The organism is Cobetia sp. 1AS1 (assembly GCF_029846435.1).
GTDB lineage: Bacteria > Pseudomonadota > Gammaproteobacteria > Pseudomonadales > Halomonadaceae > Cobetia > Cobetia amphilecti.
The window spans coordinates 174,491-193,836 of record NZ_JARWKU010000004.1; the positions used below are offsets into that span (position 1 = coordinate 174,491).

Genomic DNA, 19,346 nt, shown 5'->3' on the forward strand with positions numbered 1-19,346 from the left:
GATGGCGGCGCGTAGCACTACCGGCGCAATCTTCGGCCTCGTTCTCGGTCTTGCGCTGCTGGTCGCGGGCGGACAGGCATTGTGGACCTGGCTTGATCGTCCCATTGAGCGGGTCACCATCAAGGGTGACTTCGATCATGTCAGTGCTGCCTACCTTCAGCGTCATATCGCGCCGTTGATTCGTGGCCAGAGCTGGCTCTCTGTCCCATTGGGCGAGGTTCGGCGTCGCGCGTTGGCGATCGATTGGCTGAGTGAGGTCAGCATCTCGCGTCGCTGGCCGGATACACTCGAATTCGAGCTGTTTGAACAGCAGCCGGTGGCCTATTGGAATGATGGCGAATTGCTCAACGTGCGCGGTGATGCCTTCCAGGCGGGCCCGGTCACACAGCTGGGCAATCTGCCCAATCTGGCGGGGCCCAAGGGCAGTGGATCCGAAGTGCTGGCCGAGCTTGACGCGCTGCAGAGCCAGTTGGGCGGGCTGGGGCTCAATGTCTCCCAGTTGCGATTGGAGCCACGCGGCGCCTGGCGCTTTCAGGTCAATGATTCGGTGTGGGTGATGCTGGGTCGCAATGATCGAGAGGCACGTCTGGCGCGTTTCATGGCGGCCTGGCAGCGGCGTCTGGGTGATGAGGCGTCGCAGATCCGCTACATTGATCTGCGCTACCCCAACGGAGTGGCAGTGGCGTGGCATGGGGAGACGACGGCACCCGAAGAAGGCAAGGACAGTTGAGGCAAATGGCGACACTCACTACATGCTTCATTTGCGTGTGAGTATTAGCAAAATGGCGATATCGCCAGTTTCATTTGTCGTCAATCCCGCCTATTCTAGCGGGGATTTGCGCCCCTCGGTATTTTAGGCTGGTATGCCCCAAGTGGCTGCTCCTATACTGGGAAGTCAAATCCCTCTGTACGGGTTAAACGGAACGTAAACCCGTTTTGGGTGGTGCGGCAGACATGTTGTCTGTCAAAGCGCGCAATTATTTTCATGATGAACCAGAATCAAGGAGCTGGCCCGACCTATGGCAGGACATTCCAAATCACAGGATATGGTGGTCGGGCTGGACATCGGAACCTCCAAGGTAGTCGCGATCGTGGGTCAGCCGACCGATGATGGCGGTATCGAAATTGCGGGAATTGGCTCCCACCCTTCACGTGGCATGAAGAAGGGTGTGGTGATCAACATCGAATCGACCGTACAGTCGATTCAGCGCGCAGTGGAGGAGGCTGAGTTGATGGCCGGCTGCGATATCCACTCGGTATATGTGGGCATCGCCGGCAGTCATATCAGTTCGATGAATTCCGATGGTGTCGTGGCGATCAAGGATCGCGAAGTGACGCCGTCTGATATCGAACGCGTGATCGACTCGGCGCGCGCTCGAGCGATTTCTGAAGGTCAGCGCATTCTTCACGTGCTGCCGCAGGAATATGCCATTGACCGTCAGGAAGGTATTCGCGAGCCGTTGGGCATGTCCGGGGTGCGTCTTGAGGCGCGCGTTCACCTGGTCACTGCTGCACTGAATGCCGTGCAGAATATCGAGAAGTGCGTGCGTCGCTGCGGGCTCGAAGTCGACGACATCATTCTCGAGCAGCTCGCCTCGAGTCATGCGGTTCTGACCGAGGATGAGCGTGAATTGGGTGTGTGCATGGTGGATATCGGCGGTGGTACCACGGATATCGCCGTCTTCACCGAAGGTGCCATTCGTCATACGGCTGTGATCCCCATCGCGGGTGATCAGGTCACGAATGACATCGCCATGGCGCTGCGCACACCGACGCAATATGCAGAAGAAATCAAGGTCAAGTATGCCTGTGCTCTGACCCAGCTGGCCTCCAGCGACGAGACGATCAAGGTGCCGAGTGTCGGTGACCGACCGGCACGTGATCTGTCCCGTCAAGCGTTGGCCGAAGTGGTCGAGCCCAGGTATGAGGAACTGTTCACCCTGGTCCGCGATGAATTGCGTCGCAGTGGCTATGAAGATCTCGTGGCTGCGGGCGTGGTTCTGACGGGTGGAACGTCACGCATGGAAGGTGTCGTTGAGCTGGCGGAGGAGATCTTCCACATGCCGGTTCGCATCGCTTGCCCGCAAAATGTGCGTGGACTGGCGGATGTGGTCCGCAATCCGATTTATTCCACGGGTGTGGGTTTGCTACATTATGGGATGAAACAGGAGCGGCACACGCCATCGTCGACGACCGTCGCGGTGCGCAGAGAGGAATCTGCCGCGCGACGCGTTCACGGCCAAGAGCACGACACCTCCACGCTGGAGCGGATCAAGGGCTGGTTCAAGGGAAATTTCTGACAGGGATTACAGAAAGACTGTGATCCAGGAGACAGGGCATATGTTCGAACTGGTAGATAACGCACCCTCCAGCAGCGCGGTCATCAAGGTGATCGGTGTTGGCGGCGGCGGTGGTAACGCCGTCAATCACATGGTCGAGAGCAACATCGAAGGCGTCGAGTTCATCTGCGCCAACACCGATGCTCAGGCGCTCAAGCGCGTGGCCGCCAAGACTGTCCTGCAGCTGGGCAGTGAAATCACCAAGGGGCTTGGCGCTGGCGCCAACCCGGAAGTGGGCCGCCAGGCGGCGATGGAAGACCGTGAGCGTATCGTCGAGCTGCTGCAAGGCGCCGACATGGTCTTTATCACCGCTGGCATGGGGGGTGGTACCGGTACCGGCGGTGCTCCTGTCGTGGCGCAGGTCGCCAAGGAACTGGGTATCCTGACCGTGGCCGTCGTCACGCGTCCGTTCCCGTTCGAAGGGCCGCGTCGTCAGAAGGCGGCAGAGCAGGGCATGAAGGAGCTCTCCGAGCACGTCGACTCCCTGATCACCATCCCCAACGAGAAGCTGCTGTCAGTGCTGGGCAAGAGCGCCAGCCTGCTGAGCGCCTTCAGCGCCGCCAACGACGTGTTGCTGGGTGCCGTGCAGGGGATCGCGGAGCTGATCACCAGCCCGGGCATCATCAACGTCGATTTCGCCGACGTGCGCACTGTCATGTCCGAGATGGGCATGGCGATGATGGGGACCGGTGACGCCATCGGCGAGAACCGTGCTCGTGAAGCCGCCGAGAAGGCCATTCGCAGCCCGCTGCTCGAAGACATCGATCTGCACGGCGCGCGCGGTATCCTGGTCAACATCACGGCGGGCCCGGACCTCTCCATCGGTGAATTCAACGATGTGGGTGCCACCGTGCAGGAGTTCGCTTCTCCGGACGCCACCATCGTGGTCGGGACGTCCATCGACATGGACATGACCGACGAGCTGCGTGTCACTGTCGTGGCGGCAGGTCTCGACGGTCGCGTCGAGAAGCCGGCGGCGCGTGAAACGGCACCGGCCAAGCGTACCGTCGAGAAGCCGGCGGATTACCGCAGCCTGCAGACGCCGACGGTCACCCGTCAGGCCAAGGAAGAGCAGGAAGCGGCAGCCAAGAAGTCGGAGCCGCGCAAGTCGCGTGATATGGATGACTATCTCGATATCCCGGCCTTCCTGCGTCGCCAGGCTGACTGATGCGCACTGACTGACACGTCATTGACGCTCATGTGCCAGTCGGCATGAGGCTGAGATGACACGGCTCATCATGAGTCTGACTTCACCCATCCGGGGCTTCCCGGGTGGGTGAAGTCGTTTCCGGGGCAGACAAAAGGGGCTTTTGCCGCCGGCGCGGGGCGCTGCCTGTGCGTCACGGGTGCATCCGCCAGTGCCGTGGGCGCGTAAGGAAGGGAGGACTTCAAGCTGTCTTGCACATTGATTATCGTTTTATGGCAGTGCGAGTGAGAACTGTTTGGTGATTGCGTGTTCATACTCAGCACGAGGCCAGCAGGCGCGCGGGTCAGCCTCAATGGTGCTCGAAAGGCAATGTTGAATTTCCCTAACAGCGGCAGGTGACAATTTGTTGAATTCCTGCATTGCTGTTATCATGAACACTGTTTCCAAATTCAGGCTGACTGGCTATCTCCCTATGATTCGACAAAAAACACTCCAGAATACGATCCGCGCCACAGGCGTTGGTCTGCACTCAGGTGACAAGGTTTACCTGACGCTGCGTCCCGCTCCGGTCAACACCGGCATCGTCTTCATCCGTACCGATCTCGAGCCGCAGGCTCATATCCGTGCCGATGCGATGAGCGTCCGTGACACCACCATGTGCACCGCCGTCTCCAACGGTGAAGCCAAGGTGACGACCGTCGAGCACCTGATGTCCGCCTTTGCAGGCCTGGGCATCGACAACTGCTTCGTCGAGCTCTCCGCGCCGGAAGTGCCGATCATGGACGGCAGCGCGGGTCCGTTCGTCTTCCTGATCCAGTCCGCTGGTATCCAGGAGCAGTCGTCGCTCAAGAAGTTCATCCGCATCAAGCGCGAGATCGAAGTGCGTGATGGTGACAAGGTCGCGACCTTCCTGCCGCACAACGGCTTCAAGGTGTCCTTCGCCATCGACTTCGATCACCCGGTGTTCGAGCAGCAGAAGCAGACCACCACGGTCGACTTCTCTACCACCTCCTTCGTCAAGGAAGTGTCTCGCGCGCGTACCTTCGGTTTCATGCGTGATCTCGAATTCCTGCGCTCCCAGAACCTCGCGCTGGGCGGAAGCCTCGACAACGCCATCGTCGTCGATGACTATCGCATCCTCAACGATGAAGGCCTGCGTTACGACGATGAGTTCGTCAAGCACAAGGTGCTGGACGCCATCGGTGACCTCTACCAGCTGGGCCACAGCATCATCGGTGAGTTCCGTGGCTACAAGTCCGGTCATGGCCTCAACAACATGCTGTGCCGCGCGCTGCTGGAAAATGCCGACAGCTACGAGATCGTCACCTTCGAGAACTCCGATGCGATGCCGATTTCCTATGCCTCTCCGGCGCTTGCCGTCTGAGTCGAGGTCAATGACATCTGCGAAAGCTGCAAGACGAGGTGTTTCAGACGAAAAGCACTCAGAGAGACAGTACGAGCAGAACACTGTGACCTAGCCCGTCCAGCCTGACAGCCCTGCTCCGGCCTTAGCCAGCCGGAGATGGAAACGACAACAGCCGCGCCGCCCTTCTGGGCGGCGCGGCTGTTTGCATGCAAGACAAGAAATGCTTGAGTTGGCTCAGGGCGTCTCGGCGTCGTCGCCCGGATCCGATGCGTGGGCCGCCAGTCGCTCCAGGGCGAGGCGCAGCCGCTCGTCCCGGGTATGGGAAGCGCAATCCAGCAGGTGTTCTGCGGCAGCCTCTGGCAGGTGGCGTGGTTGGCGCGCGGGCACGAAGGCCGGACGAATCGGGCGGACCTTGAAGGCCAGGCGGGCGAGGGTGGCGAGTTCTGGCAGCTCGCGCAGCACACTGATCAGGCGGCGCTGCTCATAGCGCAGCCAGGTCAGCCAGGAGGCGCGGCTGGTGATCAACGTCAAGGTGTCATCGTGATAGCCGCCGACGAAGACCTGTTCCTGCATGTCCTTGGGCAGTGCGGCACGCAGGTGCAGCTGGGCCTGCTCGAGCATGCGCGCCTGGCGCATGACGCTGCCAAGTTGCCCCTTGCCGTTCAACAGGCGCGCCGCGGGCTGGGCGCGGAAACGCTTAGCCTTTATACTCATGGGCTTGCATGCCGGTTCAGTGATTTCCGGCAATCTATCATGAGCGGGAGTCCGGCAACAGCATGAGCCCTGTCGATGCCACAGCACGCCCTCGTGCGTTACCGGATTCCGGTAGCGGCGCTTCGCGTCGCTGGTCGGTACGCACGGCGCCGCGCTGGCTGCTGGCAGGCCTGCTGCTTAGCTGTCTGTTCCCCGCTGGACTGAGCGCAGCGCAGGTCGAGCGCGTCAATCTGACGCTGGCCAGCATCCAATTGCTGGCACCCGCGGTGATTCGTGCCGAGAGTCGCCGTCAGGGGCTGCGCTGCCTGCGCAAGCGGGTGCGTCGTGCGCCCCAGGCCAGCCCCAACCTCCCGCGCCAGCGCTCCTTCGTTTCTTGCACCCGCGTCCTGCTGCGTGGCCTCGTCAATGCCATCGCGCCGCGTGCGCCGCCCATTCTGTCCTGACACCCCGTTCATCGTTCGCGCCGCGGATGATGAGGTTCGTTTTCTCTTTCGAGCGTAATGCCTGATGGGCCCCGGGCCACATCGAGCTGCCCTGTCATCGCGTTTGGCGGCAGCGCTTGAGTGTCATGATATGTGAAGGCGTGACCCGACCCCGGGTCACGTACAAGGACAGAATATGCTGGGTAAATTCCTGACCAAGGTAGTGGGTTCCAAGAATGATCGCGAAGTGAAGCGCCTGCGCAAGCGGGTCAACGCGATCAATGCGCTCGAGAGCGAGCTTGAACCGCTCTCCGATGAGGCGCTGACAGCCAAGACCGCGGAATTCCGCGAGCGTCTCGCGCAAGGGGAACACCTCGACAAGCTGCTGCCGGAAGCCTTCGCGACCGTGCGTGAGGCCAGCAAGCGCATCATGGGCATGCGTCACTTCGATACCCAGATGGTCGGCGGCATGGCGCTGCACGAAGGTCGCATCGCCGAGATGAAGACCGGTGAGGGCAAGACGCTGGTGGGGACGCTTGCGGTCTATCTGAACGCACTGACCGGCGAAGGCGTCCACGTGGTGACGGTCAACGACTATCTGGCCACCCGTGATGCCAACTGGATGCGTCCGCTGTATGAATTCCTCGGCCTGAGTGTCGGTGTCATCTACTCCGGCCAGCCCAATGAAGACAAGCGCGCCGCCTATCAGGCCGATATCACCTACGGCACCAACAACGAATACGGTTTCGATTACCTGCGCGACAACATGGCCTTCTCGCTGGAAGACAAGGTCCAGCGCAAGCTGCACTTCGCCATCATCGATGAGGTCGACTCCATCCTGATCGATGAGGCGCGCACGCCGCTGATCATCTCCGGTCCGGTGGAAGAGAATACCGACCTCTACAAGATCATCGATCGCATGGCGCGCGAGCTCGAGCAGTGCAGCGATGAGGAAGATCCGGAAAGCGGCGACTTCACCCTCGATGAGAAGCAGAAGCAGGTCGAGCTGACCGAGTTCGGTCACCAGAAGGTCGAGGCGCTGCTGCGTGCCCAGGAGCTGCTCGGGGAAGAGGATTCCCTGTATGCGGCCCAGAACCTGAGCCTGCTGCACCACGTGCACTCTGCGCTGCGTGCCCAGAACCTGTTCGTGCGTGACGTGGATTACATCGTCAACAACGGCGAAGTGGTCATCGTCGATGAGCACACCGGGCGTACCATGGTCGGTCGTCGCTGGTCTGAAGGCCTGCACCAGGCGGTCGAGGCCAAGGAAGGCGTTGCCATCCAGAAGGAAAGCCAGACGCTGGCATCCACGACCTTCCAGAATTACTTCCGTCTCTACGACAAGCTGTCCGGCATGACCGGTACGGCCGATACCGAGGCCTTCGAATTCCGTCAGATCTACAACCTCGACGTGATGGTCATCCCGACCAACAAGCCCATCGCGCGCAAGGACATGAATGATCTGGTCTATCTGACCGCGGAAGAGAAGTTCAACGCCATCATCGAGGACGCCCGCGAGAAGGTCGCGGAAGGTCGCCCGGTGCTGGTGGGTACCGCCTCGGTCGAGACCTCCGAGCTGCTGTCGCAGATGATGCACAAGGCAGGCGTCAAGCATCACGTCCTGAACGCCAAGCAGCACGTCAGCGAGGCCGCCATCATCGCCCAGGCGGGTCGTCCGGGCGCCGTGACCATCGCCACCAACATGGCCGGTCGTGGTACCGACATCATGCTGGGCGGCAACTGGGAAGCCGAGCTTGCCGAGCTGGAAGCGCCGACCGAAGAGCAGATCAACGAGATCAAGCATGGCTGGCAGGAGCGTCACGAAGCCGTGCTGGCCGCGGGCGGTCTGCACGTGATCGGCTCCGAGCGTCACGAATCACGCCGTATCGACAACCAGCTGCGCGGTCGTGCCGGTCGCCAGGGTGACCCGGGCTCCACGCGCTTCTTCCTGTCGCTGGAAGATAGCCTGATGCGTTTGTTCGGTTCTGACCGCGTGCAGCGTCTGATGGGCGCGCTGGGGCTCGAGAAGGGCGAAGCCATCGAGCACAAGATGGTCTCCAATGCCGTCGAGCGCGCGCAGAAGAAGGTCGAGGGTCGCAACTTCGACGTGCGCAAGCAGCTGCTCGAGTACGATGATGTCGCCAACGACCAGCGCAGCGTGATCTATGAGCAGCGCAACGACATCCTCGAAGCCGACGAGATCGCCGAGAACATCGCCGGCATCCGTCGCGAGGTGCTCGATGACGCCATCTCCCTGCGTGTGCCGCCGCAGAGCCTGCCGGAACAGTGGGACCTGCCGAGCCTCGAGAACGACCTCAAGACCGACTTTAACCTCGACCTGCCGCTGGTGCAGTGGGCGGAAGAGGACGAGCACTTCCATGAGGAAACGCTGCGTGAACGTCTGCAGGCTGCCCATGAAGCGCTTTATGCCGACAAGGTCGAGGCCGTTGGCCCTGAGCTGATGCGCCGCTTCGAGAAGCAGGTCATGCTTCAGGTGCTGGATACGCGCTGGAAGGAGCACCTGCAGGCGATGGACAACCTGCGTCGTGGTATCCACCTGCGCGGTTATGCCCAGAAGAACCCGAAGCAGGAATACAAGCGCGAAGCGTTCGAGCAGTTCCAGACGCTGCTGGTCAACATCAAGTCCGACGTGGTGCGGATTCTCAGCCATGTGCAGGTGCGTCGCCAGGAAGAGGTCGACACGCTGGAAGAAGAGCGTCGTGCCAACCTCGAGCGCGAGCAGGCCAGCGCCGAAACGCGCCGTATCGATGAAGATGCGGTCAGTGAAGACGGTGTCCAGGCGGCCGAAGAGGTCGTCGAGGCACAGTACGGTGCGCAGCCTCAGGCCCAGGGCGATGGCGAGCCGATGCGCCGCGATGTGCCCAAGGTCGGTCGCAACGACCCGTGCCCGTGCGGTTCCGGCAAGAAATACAAGCAGTGCCACGGCAAGCTGAGCTGACACTGCGCCAAACAGCCTCCCTGCGCGTCACGTCGATTCGGCTCGCAGGGAGCAGTTGTCACAGAACACCATGATTGGAGACGTGAGCGATGGCGGTAGGGCCTTCCACTTTTCCCGCTGACATGCCGGCGATTGCCGGCTTTCAGATCGGGGTTGCTGAAGCCGGTATCAAGAAGCCGGGTCGTCGTGATCTGGTGATCATGGCCCTCGAGGCAGGGTCGCGTCTTGCAGGCACTTTTACCCGCAACGCCTTCTGTGCGGCACCGGTCCATGTCGCACGTGAGCACCTCACGGCAGGCGTCGACGGGCCGCGTTATCTGGTGATCAACACCGGCAATGCCAATGCGGGGACTGGCGAGCAGGGCATGACCGATGCTCGCGCGACCTGCCAGGCATTGGCGGAGATCGCCGGCTGTGATGCAAAGGCAGTATTGCCGTTCTCGACCGGCGTGATCGGTGAACCGCTGCCGATGGATCGCCTGACGGCGGCGTTGCCGACAGCCTTTGCCGACCTGGGCGAGGGCGACTGGTCTGCCGCGGCGCATGGCATCATGACCACCGATACGCGGCCCAAGGGCAGCTGGCGGACACTGACGCTGAGCAATGGCGAGAGCGTGACGCTGGCCGGTGTCTCCAAGGGCTCCGGCATGATCTGCCCGAACATGGCGACCATGCTGGGTTTCGTGGCCACCGATGCTGATCTCGCCATCGATCAGGCGGCTCTCGACGCCATGCTGCGCCGGGTGGTGGTCAAGAGCTTCAACAGCATCACCGTCGATTCCGATACTTCCACCAATGACGCCTGCATGCTGGCTGTCACGGGGCAGGCCGGGCGTGTCGAGGGTGAAGACCTGATCGCGTTCGAGGCCGCCCTGGCGGAGGTCATGCTCGAGCTGGCTCAGGCCATCATTCGCGATGGCGAGGGGGCGACCAAGTTCGTCACCATCGAGGTCAGCGAGGCGCGTTCACAGGAAGAGGCGCGTGCCGTCGGCTTTACCGTCGCGCACTCGCCGCTGGTCAAGACAGCGCTCTATGCCAGCGACGCCAACTGGGGTCGCATTCTGGCGGCCGTTGGACGTGCGCCGCTGGAAGAGCTGGACGTCACGGGTGTCGCGATCACGCTCAATGGCGTCACCATCGTCGAACAGGGCGGCCGTGCCGACAGTTACACCGAAGCCGCCGGCAGTGCCGCCATGGCCGAGGAAGAGCTGGTGATCGGCATCCGCCTGGGACGTGGACAGCAGGAAGCTCGCATCTGGACATCGGATCTGTCCCACGATTACGTCTCGATCAACGCTGATTATCGTAGCTGACGCCCCAGAGCGAAGGCTTACGCTGAAACGGTAATGCAATATCTCCCGCAGGCTTCGCCTCTCGAGGCGGAGTCGGATGTACAACGCGAGTCAAAGGTACAGGCATCATGCCGAAGCGAAGGGTTCACGTGGCGGCTGCCGCCATCTTAAACGAACAGGGCCAGGTCCTGATTGCACGTCGTCCCTCGACGGTGGATCAGGGCGGCTTGTGGGAGTTTCCGGGTGGCAAGCTGGCGCCTTACGAAACCGGTCTGGAAGCGCTCAAGCGTGAGCTGTGCGAAGAGCTGGGCATCGAGATCATTCGTGCTCAGCCGCTGATCCGTATTCATCACGAATACCCGGACAAGCACATCCTGCTGGATGTGTGGGAAACGCGTCAGTTCACTGGCGAGCCCTTTGGCCGTGAAGGGCAGGCAGTGCGCTGGGTCGAGATCGAGGATCTTTACAAGTACGCCTTCCCGGCGGCGAATCTGCCGATTCTGCGGGCGGTCTCGCTGCCGCGCGAGTATCTGATCACGCCGGAAGAGGCCGATGAGGACGTCTTCGAGACGCGTCTGACGCGTGCATTGGATGAGGACGGCGTGCGTCTGGTCCAGCTGCGCGCCAAGGAGCTGGATGAGGCGGCCTATATCGCGCGTGCCGAGAAGGCGCTGGCGATCTGTCATGCGCGTGGCGCCCGTCTGCTGCTCAACGCTGAACCGTCCATGCTCGGCAAGGTCGATGCGGATGGTATCCACCTGACCAGCGTGCGTCTGGCGGAGCTGGCGGAAAAGGGCGAGCGTCCGATCGCCGCCAACAAGTGGCTGTCTGCCTCCACCCATGATCAGCAGCAGCTGGATCAGGCCGGCCGTGTGGCGTGTGACTTCGTGTCACTGTCGCCGCTGCGTGTGACGCCGTCGCACCCGGAGCGTCCGCCGCTGGGCTGGCATGACTTCCAGGGGCTGGTCGAGCAGGCATGCATGCCGGTCTATGCGCTGGGCGGCATGTCCCGCTATGACAGCGATCATGCACGCGCCGTCGGTGCCCAGGGTATCGCATCGATCCGTGATTTCTGGAAGTGATGATCGCGCGTTGATGGCAGTTGCCTGAACGAAAAAAGACCCTCGAGGCTAGCCTCGAGGGTCTTTTTTGTTGCCGAGCACTTTTGTTGCCGAGCACTTTTGTTGCCGAGCATCTTGGCTGTCGAGCGTCTTGAGTACCGAGCTTTGTATCAGCCTGAACCAGCAGGTTTCTCTCGAGCGCTACTGCTGATGCATGTCGCGCTCCATGCGCGCCACCATCTCGTCGATGCTGGTCTCATCCATGGCGGGCTCACCGGCGATGCTGTGGGATTCGTCAGCCCAGGCGCCGAGGTCCAGCAGTTGGCAGCGCTTGCTGCAGAAGGGGCGAAACTCGCTGGCGGCACTCCATACCACGTCGGTACGGCATTGCGGGCAAGCGACGGTCAATGGTGTCTTGCCATTGTGGGGAGCGGTGGCATCAGACATGAGGGGTGTCCTGAAACGGTGTGTGGGGGGCGCTCAGTGATCGATAGTAGGCATCCATGGCCACTACCTGTTCACGAAGATGCGCCTGGCTTCCGTCATTGTCGATGACATCGTCGGCCTTGGCCAGTCGTGTCTCACGTGGCAGCTGGGCCGCGAGGATGGCGCGCACCTGCGCTTCGCTGACACCATCGCGGCTCAGCGTGCGCGCCAGCTGAACATCCTGGCTGACATCCACCACCAGGGTGCGTGAGACGAGACTGTCCTGGCCGGACTCGAACAACAGCGGAGAGACCAGTAGGCGATAGGGACTGGTCATGGCCGCCAGGTGCTGCACGATCCGCTCCCTGATACGCGGGTGGGTGCAGCGCTCCAGCCACTGGCGCTCCTCAGGGGCAGCAAAGATACGCTCGCGCAGTGCAGCGCGATCAAGCTCGCCCTGCGCCGTGACGATCGACTCGCCGAAGTGGGCGATGATCTCGGCCAGTGCGGTCTCGCCGGGGCGCACGATTTCGCGCGAGACATCATCGGCATCCACCCACTGGATGCCCAGCTCGCCGAACAGCCGCGCGACGCTCGATTTGCCGCTGCCGATGCCGCCGGTGACACCGATGATGGGGCCTTGGGGGAAAGAAGACGTCGTCATGCGCCGATCACGCTCAGGTAGAGGCTCATCAAGGGCGTGCCAAACAGCAGGGCGATCCAGCCGGCAACCGCCAGGTAAGGTCCGAAGGGCATCGGTGCGCCGCGCAGACGCGGTACCAGCAGTTGTAGCAGGATGCCCAGAACGGCCCCGAGGCCGGCGGACAGAATCAGCAGCAGCGGCAACCACTGCCAGCCGAGCCAGGCACCGAGAGCGGCAAGCAGCTTGAAGTCACCGTAGCCCATGCCTTCCTTGCCGGTGACCAGCTTGAATAGCCAGTAGAAGCTCCACAGCACCAGATAGCCCGCCATCGCGCCGATCACGGCACTGGGCAGCATCAGAGGCTGGAACAGCAACTGATAGGCGAGGCCTGCCCACAGCAGGGGCAGGGTAATGGCATCTGGCAGCAGCTGGGTGCGGAAGTCGATGACTGACAGCACCAGCAGGGTTAGACAGGCGCCGAAGATCCACAGGCTCTGTGCCTCCAGGCCGTAGATCAACGCGATGCAAGCGCCGAGCACGCCTCCGGCCAGCTCCACCAGCGGGTACTGCGCGCTGATACGCGTATTGCAGCTGGCGCAGCGACCACGCCGTTTCAGCCAGCCGAGGATGGGGAGGTTGTCGTGCCACTTGATCGGCGTGTCACAGCCCGGGCAGCGTGATGCGGGCACCAGCAGATTGAAGCGCGGTGTGTCTTCGGCTTCCAGCTCCAATGCCTCGCGGGCCTCGGCGCGCCATTGGCGCATCATCATCACGGGCAGGCGAGTGATGACGACATTTAGAAAGCTGCCGACCAGCAAACCGAATATACCGGCCAGGCAGGCTTGCAGTGTGGGGGAGAGTTGGGCGAGTGATTCCACGAGTCGTCCTTGTCAGTAAATGACACGGCCGCGTCCTTTTGGTGGCGCGGCCGCTTGGCATGAAAGCTTCTTTCGAGATACAGGCGGCGTTCTAGATCGCGTTGCCCAGCTCGAAGATGGGAAGATACATCGAGACTACAAGCCCGCCCACCAGGGTGCCTAGTACCACGATGATCAAGGGCTCCAGCAGTGAGGTCAGGGCATCTACCTTGTTGTCGACATCTTCTTCGTAGAAATCCGCAACCTTGTTGAGCATGGCATCCAGTGAGCCCGACTCTTCGCCAATCGCCACCATCTGCACCGCAAGTGTCGGGAATAACTGGGTATTGCGCATGGCAAAGTTCAGCTGCTGGCCAGTAGAGACATCTTCCTTGATCTGGGCAATGGCGCGCTCGTAGACCTTGTTGCCTGAGGCGCCGGCGGCAGTATCAAGTGATTCCACTAACGGCACACCTGCCTGGAAGGTCGTAGCCAATGTGCGTGAATAACGAGCGACAGACGATTTATCCAGAATATCGCCGAGCACGGGTACCTTGAGCATGAAGCGGTGACAGCCATAAGCAAATTTTTCAGATCGTTTCATGCCTTGAGCAATAAGCATTCCAGTAAGCACTACTATGCCAAGGGCTACATACCAGTAGTTTTGAGCGTACTCAGACAGATTAATAGTCAATTGAGTAAATGCTGGGAGTTCTGCGCCGAAGCCTTGAAAAAGAGTTTCAAATTGTGGGACTACCTTGATCAACAGAATAGCTGTTACCCCGATCCCGACGCCGATCACGGCGATAGGGTAATAAAGGGCTTTCTTGACGCGCGCCTTGAGTGAATCAATCTTTTCTTTATAAGTTGCGACACGGTCGAGCATCTTGTCCAAGGCGCCAGCTTGTTCGCCGGCTTCAACAAGATTGGCAAACAGGTTATCAAAATGCTGAGGGTGTTTGCGCAAGGCTTCCGAAAAGCTGGCGCCTGCTCCCACCTGATTCATCATGTCTTCGACCAGATGACGCATGCCTGGACTCTTCATGCTTTCAGCCACGATGCCAAATGCCTGAAGTACCGGTACGCCAGCACGGATCATGGTTGCCATCTGACGGGCGAACATGGTGACATCCTTGCCACTGACCTTCTTGCTGCCGCCAAACAGGGAGGACTTCTTACGCAGGCGCTTGACCACGATCCCCTGGCTGACCAGCGTGTTCTTGACCTGATCGACGTTGGCCGACATCAGCTCGCCCTTGACGTTTTCACCGCGCGAGTTCTTGCCCGACCATTGCCAAGTTTCAATGCCCGCTTTTTTCTTGTCTTTCTTGGCAGTTCTGGGAGTTGCCATGTCAGTTATCGTTCCCTGATAAATGGGGAGCAGGCATTGAAGGTCGAGCCATGATCAATGCCTGGGTCATCTTGTCTTCAATGTGCCTGATGACTGAGCAAAAGTCAGCTATCTGGCGTATTGATCGCAGTCGCCAGCATGGACAGCCATTACATGCTCTGTCAGTTGCAGTGGCTCAGTCCTTGGTGATGCGATTGACTTCTTCCAGCGAGGTCATGCCCGACATCACCTTGCGCAAGCCGCTACGCCTCAGGTCTGAAAGCCCTTCCTTGCGCGCCTGGTCTGCCAGCTCGATGGCGGTGCCCTCACGCATGATCAAGCGGCTCATCTCATCCGAGATCGGCATGACTTCATAGATGCCGACGCGCCCCTTGTAACCCAGCGTGCACTGACTGCAACCGACGGGGCGGAATATGGTCGCCGCCTCGAGTTCTGCTGCGCTGAAGCCATTGTCTTCACTGAAGCCCATCGAGGCCATTGCCTCAGGTGGAATCTCCGCGGGCTGACGGCAGTGGGTGCACAGGCGGCGCGCAAGGCGCTGAGCGATGATCAACGAGACAGAACTCGCGATGTTGAAAGGGGCAATCCCCATGTTGCTCAGACGTGTCAGCGTTTCAGGTGCTGAGTTGGTGTGCAAGGTAGAAAGCACCAGGTGGCCGGTCTGTGCAGCCTTGACGGCGATCTCGGCGGTCTCCTTGTCACGAATTTCCCCCACCATCACTACATCGGGATCCTGGCGCAGGAAGGCGCGCAGGGCCGAGGCGAAGTCCAGGCCGATCTTGGGCAGCACGTTGACCTGGTTGACGCCTTCTACCTTGAGCTCGACCGGGTCTTCCGCCGTCGAGATATTGCGCTCCGGAGTATTGAGGATATTCAGTCCAGTGTAGAGCGTTACGGTCTTGCCGCTACCGGTCGGGCCAGTGACCAGAATCATGCCCTGGGGCTGATCCAGCGTCTTCTCGAACATGGCACGCTGTTCGGGTTCGAAGCCTAGCGCCTCGATGCCCATCTTGGCCGAGCTGGGGTCCAGGATACGCAGCACCAGTTTCTCGCCGTACACAGTGGGAAGTGTATTGACGCGGAAGTCGATGGAGCGTGACTTGGAGAGGCGCAGTTTGATCGCGCCGTCCTGCGGTAAACGGCGCTCGGAAATATCCATGCGCGACATGACCTTCAGGCGTGCCGAGATCCGGTTACGCATATTGAAGGGTGGACGGGTATTCTCGACCAACATGCCATCGATACGAAAACGAATGCGATAGGTGGATTCGTAGGGCTCGAAGTGGATATCCGATGCACCACGCTTGATGGCATCCAGCAGTACCTTGTGAACGAAGCGCACCACTGGCGCATCATCACTGTTGGCAGTAATAGCCAGATCGTTGTTGTTATCTTCTTCGCCTTCAAAATCCAGCCCATCGAGTGCTTCGCCATCTTCGCTCAGCATGTCCATGGCGCTTTCTTCGCCGGCTTCCAGGTACTGCTCCAATGCCGGCGTCAGCTGGTCGGCGGCGACCAGGACACTCTCGATCGACAAGCCAGTGGCAAATTGCAGCTCATCTAGATGCGTAAGTGTTGATGGGGAGGGCACGCCGACGGTCAGCCGATGCTCACGGCGATAGAGTGGCAGTACACCCAACTTGCGCAGGACCTTCTCGGGCAGTTCATCAATGGAAGGCAGCGAGTCGATACGAAGGGCATCGAGATCCACATACGGCAGGCCATATTCCCAGGCGGCCGCCAATGTCGCGTCACGTGCTGTCACCAGACCATGCGCAATGATGTGCAGCAACAGGCTTTCCCCGGCCTCATTGGCTTCCTGTTCAGCCAGCTGTGCTGCCTGTGGTTCGAGCAGGCCAGAGTCGACCAGTCGGGCGGCAAATCCTTTTAGCGTGTGTTCTGACTGGGGCATGACACTCTTCCTGTTGCAGTTGCCGATGGACCTACTCTGACTGCTTCAAACGTGAAGCATGCGCTGATGCGCTGTGCGCAAACTCTGGTGCGGTAAGCCATCGTATAACAAACATCGTCTTGCAGAAGAGTGTAGCTGGATTGCCCAGCACTAGGAATGGCGCATTCATGACATGAAAGGAGGATAGGGCTTGTGGAGGGGAGCTAGCCAAACGCTGGTGGGGCGGGAGTAACGTTGAAGAGATCCTGAATCTCGATCACAGACTTTTTGTGTTCGTTGCTTGCAATGTCACTGAGTGTAATCTATTGTAACAACCAAGCAGCCGTCAGCGCCGCCAAGAAAGCGTCTTGCGACATGGCAATGGCACCTGAACTGTGGCTGTGGTATCACTCGTCCCGTCCGGTCGACACCCCGTGATATCAAGATGTTATGCTGGTGAAGATGTTATTGGGAACATTAGAATCAAGCGCCCACACTGACATTCTTCTGTAACATCCTGCTGGTCAGGGAAGGTAACCGGGGTTTCAGGACGTACGACCTGATCTCACTACGCAAATGCAAGGGAGTCACACCATGACACGCAAGCAACAAGCTGGTTTTACACTTATCGAGCTGATGATCGTTATTGCCATCATTGGTATTTTGGCTGCTATAGCAATCCCGCGTTACCAGGATTATACTAAGCGTGCTAATGTCTCTGAAGGTTTACAGTTGGCAGCAGCAGCAAAAACAGCAGTTACTGAAGTTTACTCGACCTCAAGTTCATTTCCTGCAACTAATGCAGCTGCCGGACTCCAGGAGGCCAGCACTATTAACGGAAATGCGGTTGACTCTGTTACTGTTGGCGCAAACGGTGTTATCACGGTCAATTATAATGGTACCGTAGATGATAATGCTGAACTGACGCTTACACCCACGGCTTCTGCAACTGGTGGCAGTATTACTTGGAGTTGTGGTAAAAATGCAACCATGGATGATGCATGGGTGCCTGCAGACTGTCGTTCTGGTTCATAATATCAATCTATGATGTTAAAAGGGGCTGCACTGACGTGCAGTCCCTTTTTATTGATATGAGGGATCTAAATGTATAGGGTTACAGCTTTTTTTGCCATTTTACTATTTTATCCGTTAATGCAGCTAGGGCAGCGTATACCTAGTGAAAATATGCCCCAAAAATTCTTTAATTTAGATTTTTCTGTGCATGACTTCTCTAGGTATGACTTCTATATTACCGGAGTATACCTATTGGTCTATTCGGTCTTCTGTCTATGGGTTTTATTCATTACTCTTCTAGCCTCGCGATGGATTCTTAGTATTTCAAGGCAGCGAGTAAGACCCATATTTATTAATGTTCTAGTCGCTTTCATTCTGTTCTTGGTGCTTGATGTAGTGAATGGAGTCAAATTTCCGAATTCGCAATTCAAAATTTTAGATTTAAGCGTCAATGAATTTTGGATGAAGTATATAGGTACGATTTTAAGTTTGTTTCTATCACTTTTTATAGTGTTTTTTAGTGATTCCTGTAGACGGCATTTTGCATTGATATCGCTTCTGCTTATGCCATCAGTACTTCTGGTTGTTAACTTTTCTCTTTATAAGTGGAACGATGGTTATACGAAGAAAGATGTGAATAATATAACCTATGTTCTAGGTGTTGACTCAGTTAGAGCAGATGCACATTCTCTACTGGCTAATAATTCTACCTTTTTAGCTTCTAAGCATTTGTCTTCTTTCAATAATGCTTGGTCACCTGTAGGAAGAACATATGCTTCTTGGAATGTATTGACGACAGGGCTGGCTCCTGAGAATAACAGAGTAAGATTCAATTTATCGAGCGTTGAACCTAAATGTACGATGTTTAACATTTTTGAAGATCATGAGTGGAATATAATTTATGGGTCAGATGAAAAAAGATTTAATCATATTGGAGAAAAATGTTCACTTGAGAATAATCTTGGCTCATCTACACAAGCATTGGATTTTGTTGCAGCGTCCCCTTTGTTAGATATGCCATATTATAATCTATTGTCTGAATACGATTTTGTTTTCAAAGAGATTCTTCCGTTCCATATTCATAATAGAGCTAATGCTGTTACTTACGATCCATACCTGGCTGCAAAATATTATGCTATAAAAGCAAAGAGTAAAGTTATGGCTGGAGATAACTTGTTGGTATTTCATTTCACCCTTCCTCACATGCCCTGGACTCATCGTTGGAGTCACCTTTCTCAAGCCAGTGATAATCGAAAGTATGAAGTGATGGTGGAGGATGCTGGCCGTGCATTAGATATCTTTACTGATGTTCTTTCAAGAATTGATAGCAATAGTTTTGAAGGGGTTATATGGTCTGATCATGGTGAGTCATTCACACAGCATAGCTCACATGAAAATGACTTGTTTTGCTGTAGCAACGTTGGTGGACATGGTACTTCAGCTGAAATATTGGAGCAGTACAATATATTCATTTCCTTCTCAAATATAATTAATGATGAGTTGGTGTATTCCGGCGATAGTTTTATAACCAGTCTGGATATACTCCCTACGTTGATCGACTGGCATTTCGATAAGACTATAGTTAGTGATGGCTGCAACCTATTGCGGTTGTGTGGAACTTCTTTAGCGCGTAGCTTGACTATTGAGTCTGGTTTCACAGTAAAAGAAATGTTAAAAAAGACTCCAGATCTATCTAAGATTATGGAACAAGGAATAGCTGCCTATACTGTAAAGGAAGGGAAAGTAATCCTTAGAGCTGAATTCGAAGAAGAATTGATACGCACAAAAGGGTACAAAACCGTACATGGGATAATGAGTGTCAAAAGTGAAAAGCAAAGTTATAGAGACATTCACTGAGCTTTTC

Annotated in this window: 16 protein-coding genes; 10 read left to right on the forward strand and 6 right to left on the reverse strand. The window is 57.7% G+C overall.

From position 1 onward, the window contains the following. Window position 1 precedes the first annotated feature (1 nt). The 4 genes from QD280_RS09420 to lpxC all read left to right on the forward strand — a co-directional run bounded on the left by QD280_RS09420 (window position 2) and on the right by lpxC (window position 4,870). Complete coding sequence (locus tag QD280_RS09420; RefSeq protein WP_043332498.1) at window positions 2-730, forward strand: cell division protein FtsQ/DivIB; 729 nt, start codon at window positions 2-4, stop codon at window positions 728-730. 289 nt (window positions 731-1,019) lie between these two features. Beyond that, a complete protein-coding gene (ftsA, locus tag QD280_RS09425) occupies window positions 1,020-2,300 on the forward strand; it encodes a cell division protein FtsA (protein WP_043332496.1) in 1,281 nt (426 codons plus the stop codon). Window positions 2,301-2,340: 40 nt separating this feature from the next. After that, the gene (gene ftsZ, locus QD280_RS09430) at window positions 2,341-3,507 is read left to right on the forward strand and encodes a cell division protein FtsZ (RefSeq protein WP_043332494.1); all 1,167 of its coding nucleotides are present in this window, start codon (window positions 2,341-2,343) and stop codon (window positions 3,505-3,507) included. A gap of 451 nt (window positions 3,508-3,958) precedes the next feature. Next, complete coding sequence (gene lpxC / locus QD280_RS09435; RefSeq protein WP_054555085.1) at window positions 3,959-4,870, forward strand: UDP-3-O-acyl-N-acetylglucosamine deacetylase; 912 nt, start codon at window positions 3,959-3,961, stop codon at window positions 4,868-4,870. A gap of 216 nt (window positions 4,871-5,086) precedes the next feature. Here lpxC and QD280_RS09440 read toward each other — a convergent pair whose 3' ends face one another. Continuing rightward, the gene (locus tag QD280_RS09440) at window positions 5,087-5,566 is read right to left on the reverse strand and encodes a DciA family protein (RefSeq protein ID WP_279839033.1); all 480 of its coding nucleotides are present in this window, start codon (window positions 5,564-5,566) and stop codon (window positions 5,087-5,089) included. Between the two features lie 62 nt (window positions 5,567-5,628). On the opposite strand from QD280_RS09440, the gene QD280_RS09445 reads away from it, so the two are divergent. From QD280_RS09445 to QD280_RS09460, 4 genes are all read left to right on the forward strand, one after another. Beyond that, on the forward strand, window positions 5,629-6,009 hold the full coding sequence (locus tag QD280_RS09445) for a hypothetical protein (protein WP_043332488.1): 381 nt from the start codon (window positions 5,629-5,631) through the stop codon (window positions 6,007-6,009). A gap of 175 nt (window positions 6,010-6,184) precedes the next feature. Then, window positions 6,185-8,947 carry a preprotein translocase subunit SecA gene (secA, locus tag QD280_RS09450; protein ID WP_279839035.1) on the forward strand — a complete coding sequence of 921 codons (2,763 nt, stop codon included), beginning with the start codon at window positions 6,185-6,187 and terminating at the stop codon, window positions 8,945-8,947. An 89-nt stretch (window positions 8,948-9,036) separates the two neighbouring features. Continuing rightward, complete coding sequence (argJ, locus tag QD280_RS09455) at window positions 9,037-10,260, forward strand: bifunctional glutamate N-acetyltransferase/amino-acid acetyltransferase ArgJ (protein ID WP_279839037.1); 1,224 nt, start codon at window positions 9,037-9,039, stop codon at window positions 10,258-10,260. Window positions 10,261-10,367: 107 nt separating this feature from the next. Beyond that, on the forward strand, window positions 10,368-11,321 hold the full coding sequence (locus QD280_RS09460) for a Nudix family hydrolase (protein ID WP_043332483.1): 954 nt from the start codon (window positions 10,368-10,370) through the stop codon (window positions 11,319-11,321). 180 nt (window positions 11,322-11,501) lie between these two features. On the opposite strand, the gene yacG is transcribed toward QD280_RS09460, so the two are convergent. From yacG to pilB, 5 genes are all read right to left on the reverse strand, one after another. Further along, window positions 11,502-11,747, reverse strand: coding sequence for a DNA gyrase inhibitor YacG (yacG, locus tag QD280_RS09465; RefSeq protein WP_153635187.1), 246 nt, complete (start codon window positions 11,745-11,747; stop codon window positions 11,502-11,504). Continuing rightward, window positions 11,740-12,390, reverse strand: coding sequence for a dephospho-CoA kinase (gene coaE / locus QD280_RS09470; protein WP_279839040.1), 651 nt, complete (start codon window positions 12,388-12,390; stop codon window positions 11,740-11,742). Before coaE ends, yacG begins: the two co-directional genes overlap by 8 nt. Next, entirely contained in the window at window positions 12,387-13,247 is an 861-nt protein-coding gene (locus QD280_RS09475; RefSeq protein ID WP_279839043.1) for an A24 family peptidase, read from the reverse strand. Before QD280_RS09475 ends, coaE begins: the two co-directional genes overlap by 4 nt. Window positions 13,248-13,338: 91 nt before the next feature. Further along, window positions 13,339-14,577, reverse strand: coding sequence for a type II secretion system F family protein (locus QD280_RS09480; RefSeq protein WP_279839046.1), 1,239 nt, complete (start codon window positions 14,575-14,577; stop codon window positions 13,339-13,341). Between the two features lie 175 nt (window positions 14,578-14,752). Further along, a complete protein-coding gene (pilB, locus tag QD280_RS09485; RefSeq protein WP_279839048.1) occupies window positions 14,753-16,489 on the reverse strand; it encodes a type IV-A pilus assembly ATPase PilB in 1,737 nt (578 codons plus the stop codon). A 573-nt stretch (window positions 16,490-17,062) separates the two neighbouring features. Here pilB and QD280_RS09490 point away from each other — a divergent pair. Both QD280_RS09490 and QD280_RS09495 read left to right on the forward strand, forming a co-directional pair. Beyond that, window positions 17,063-17,503: a pilin gene (locus QD280_RS09490; protein WP_215823931.1), complete on the forward strand. Its 441-nt coding sequence runs from the start codon at window positions 17,063-17,065 to the stop codon at window positions 17,501-17,503. A gap of 441 nt (window positions 17,504-17,944) precedes the next feature. Beyond that, a complete protein-coding gene (locus QD280_RS09495) occupies window positions 17,945-19,339 on the forward strand; it encodes a hypothetical protein (protein ID WP_279839051.1) in 1,395 nt (464 codons plus the stop codon). The last annotated feature ends 7 nt before the right edge of the window (window positions 19,340-19,346 follow it).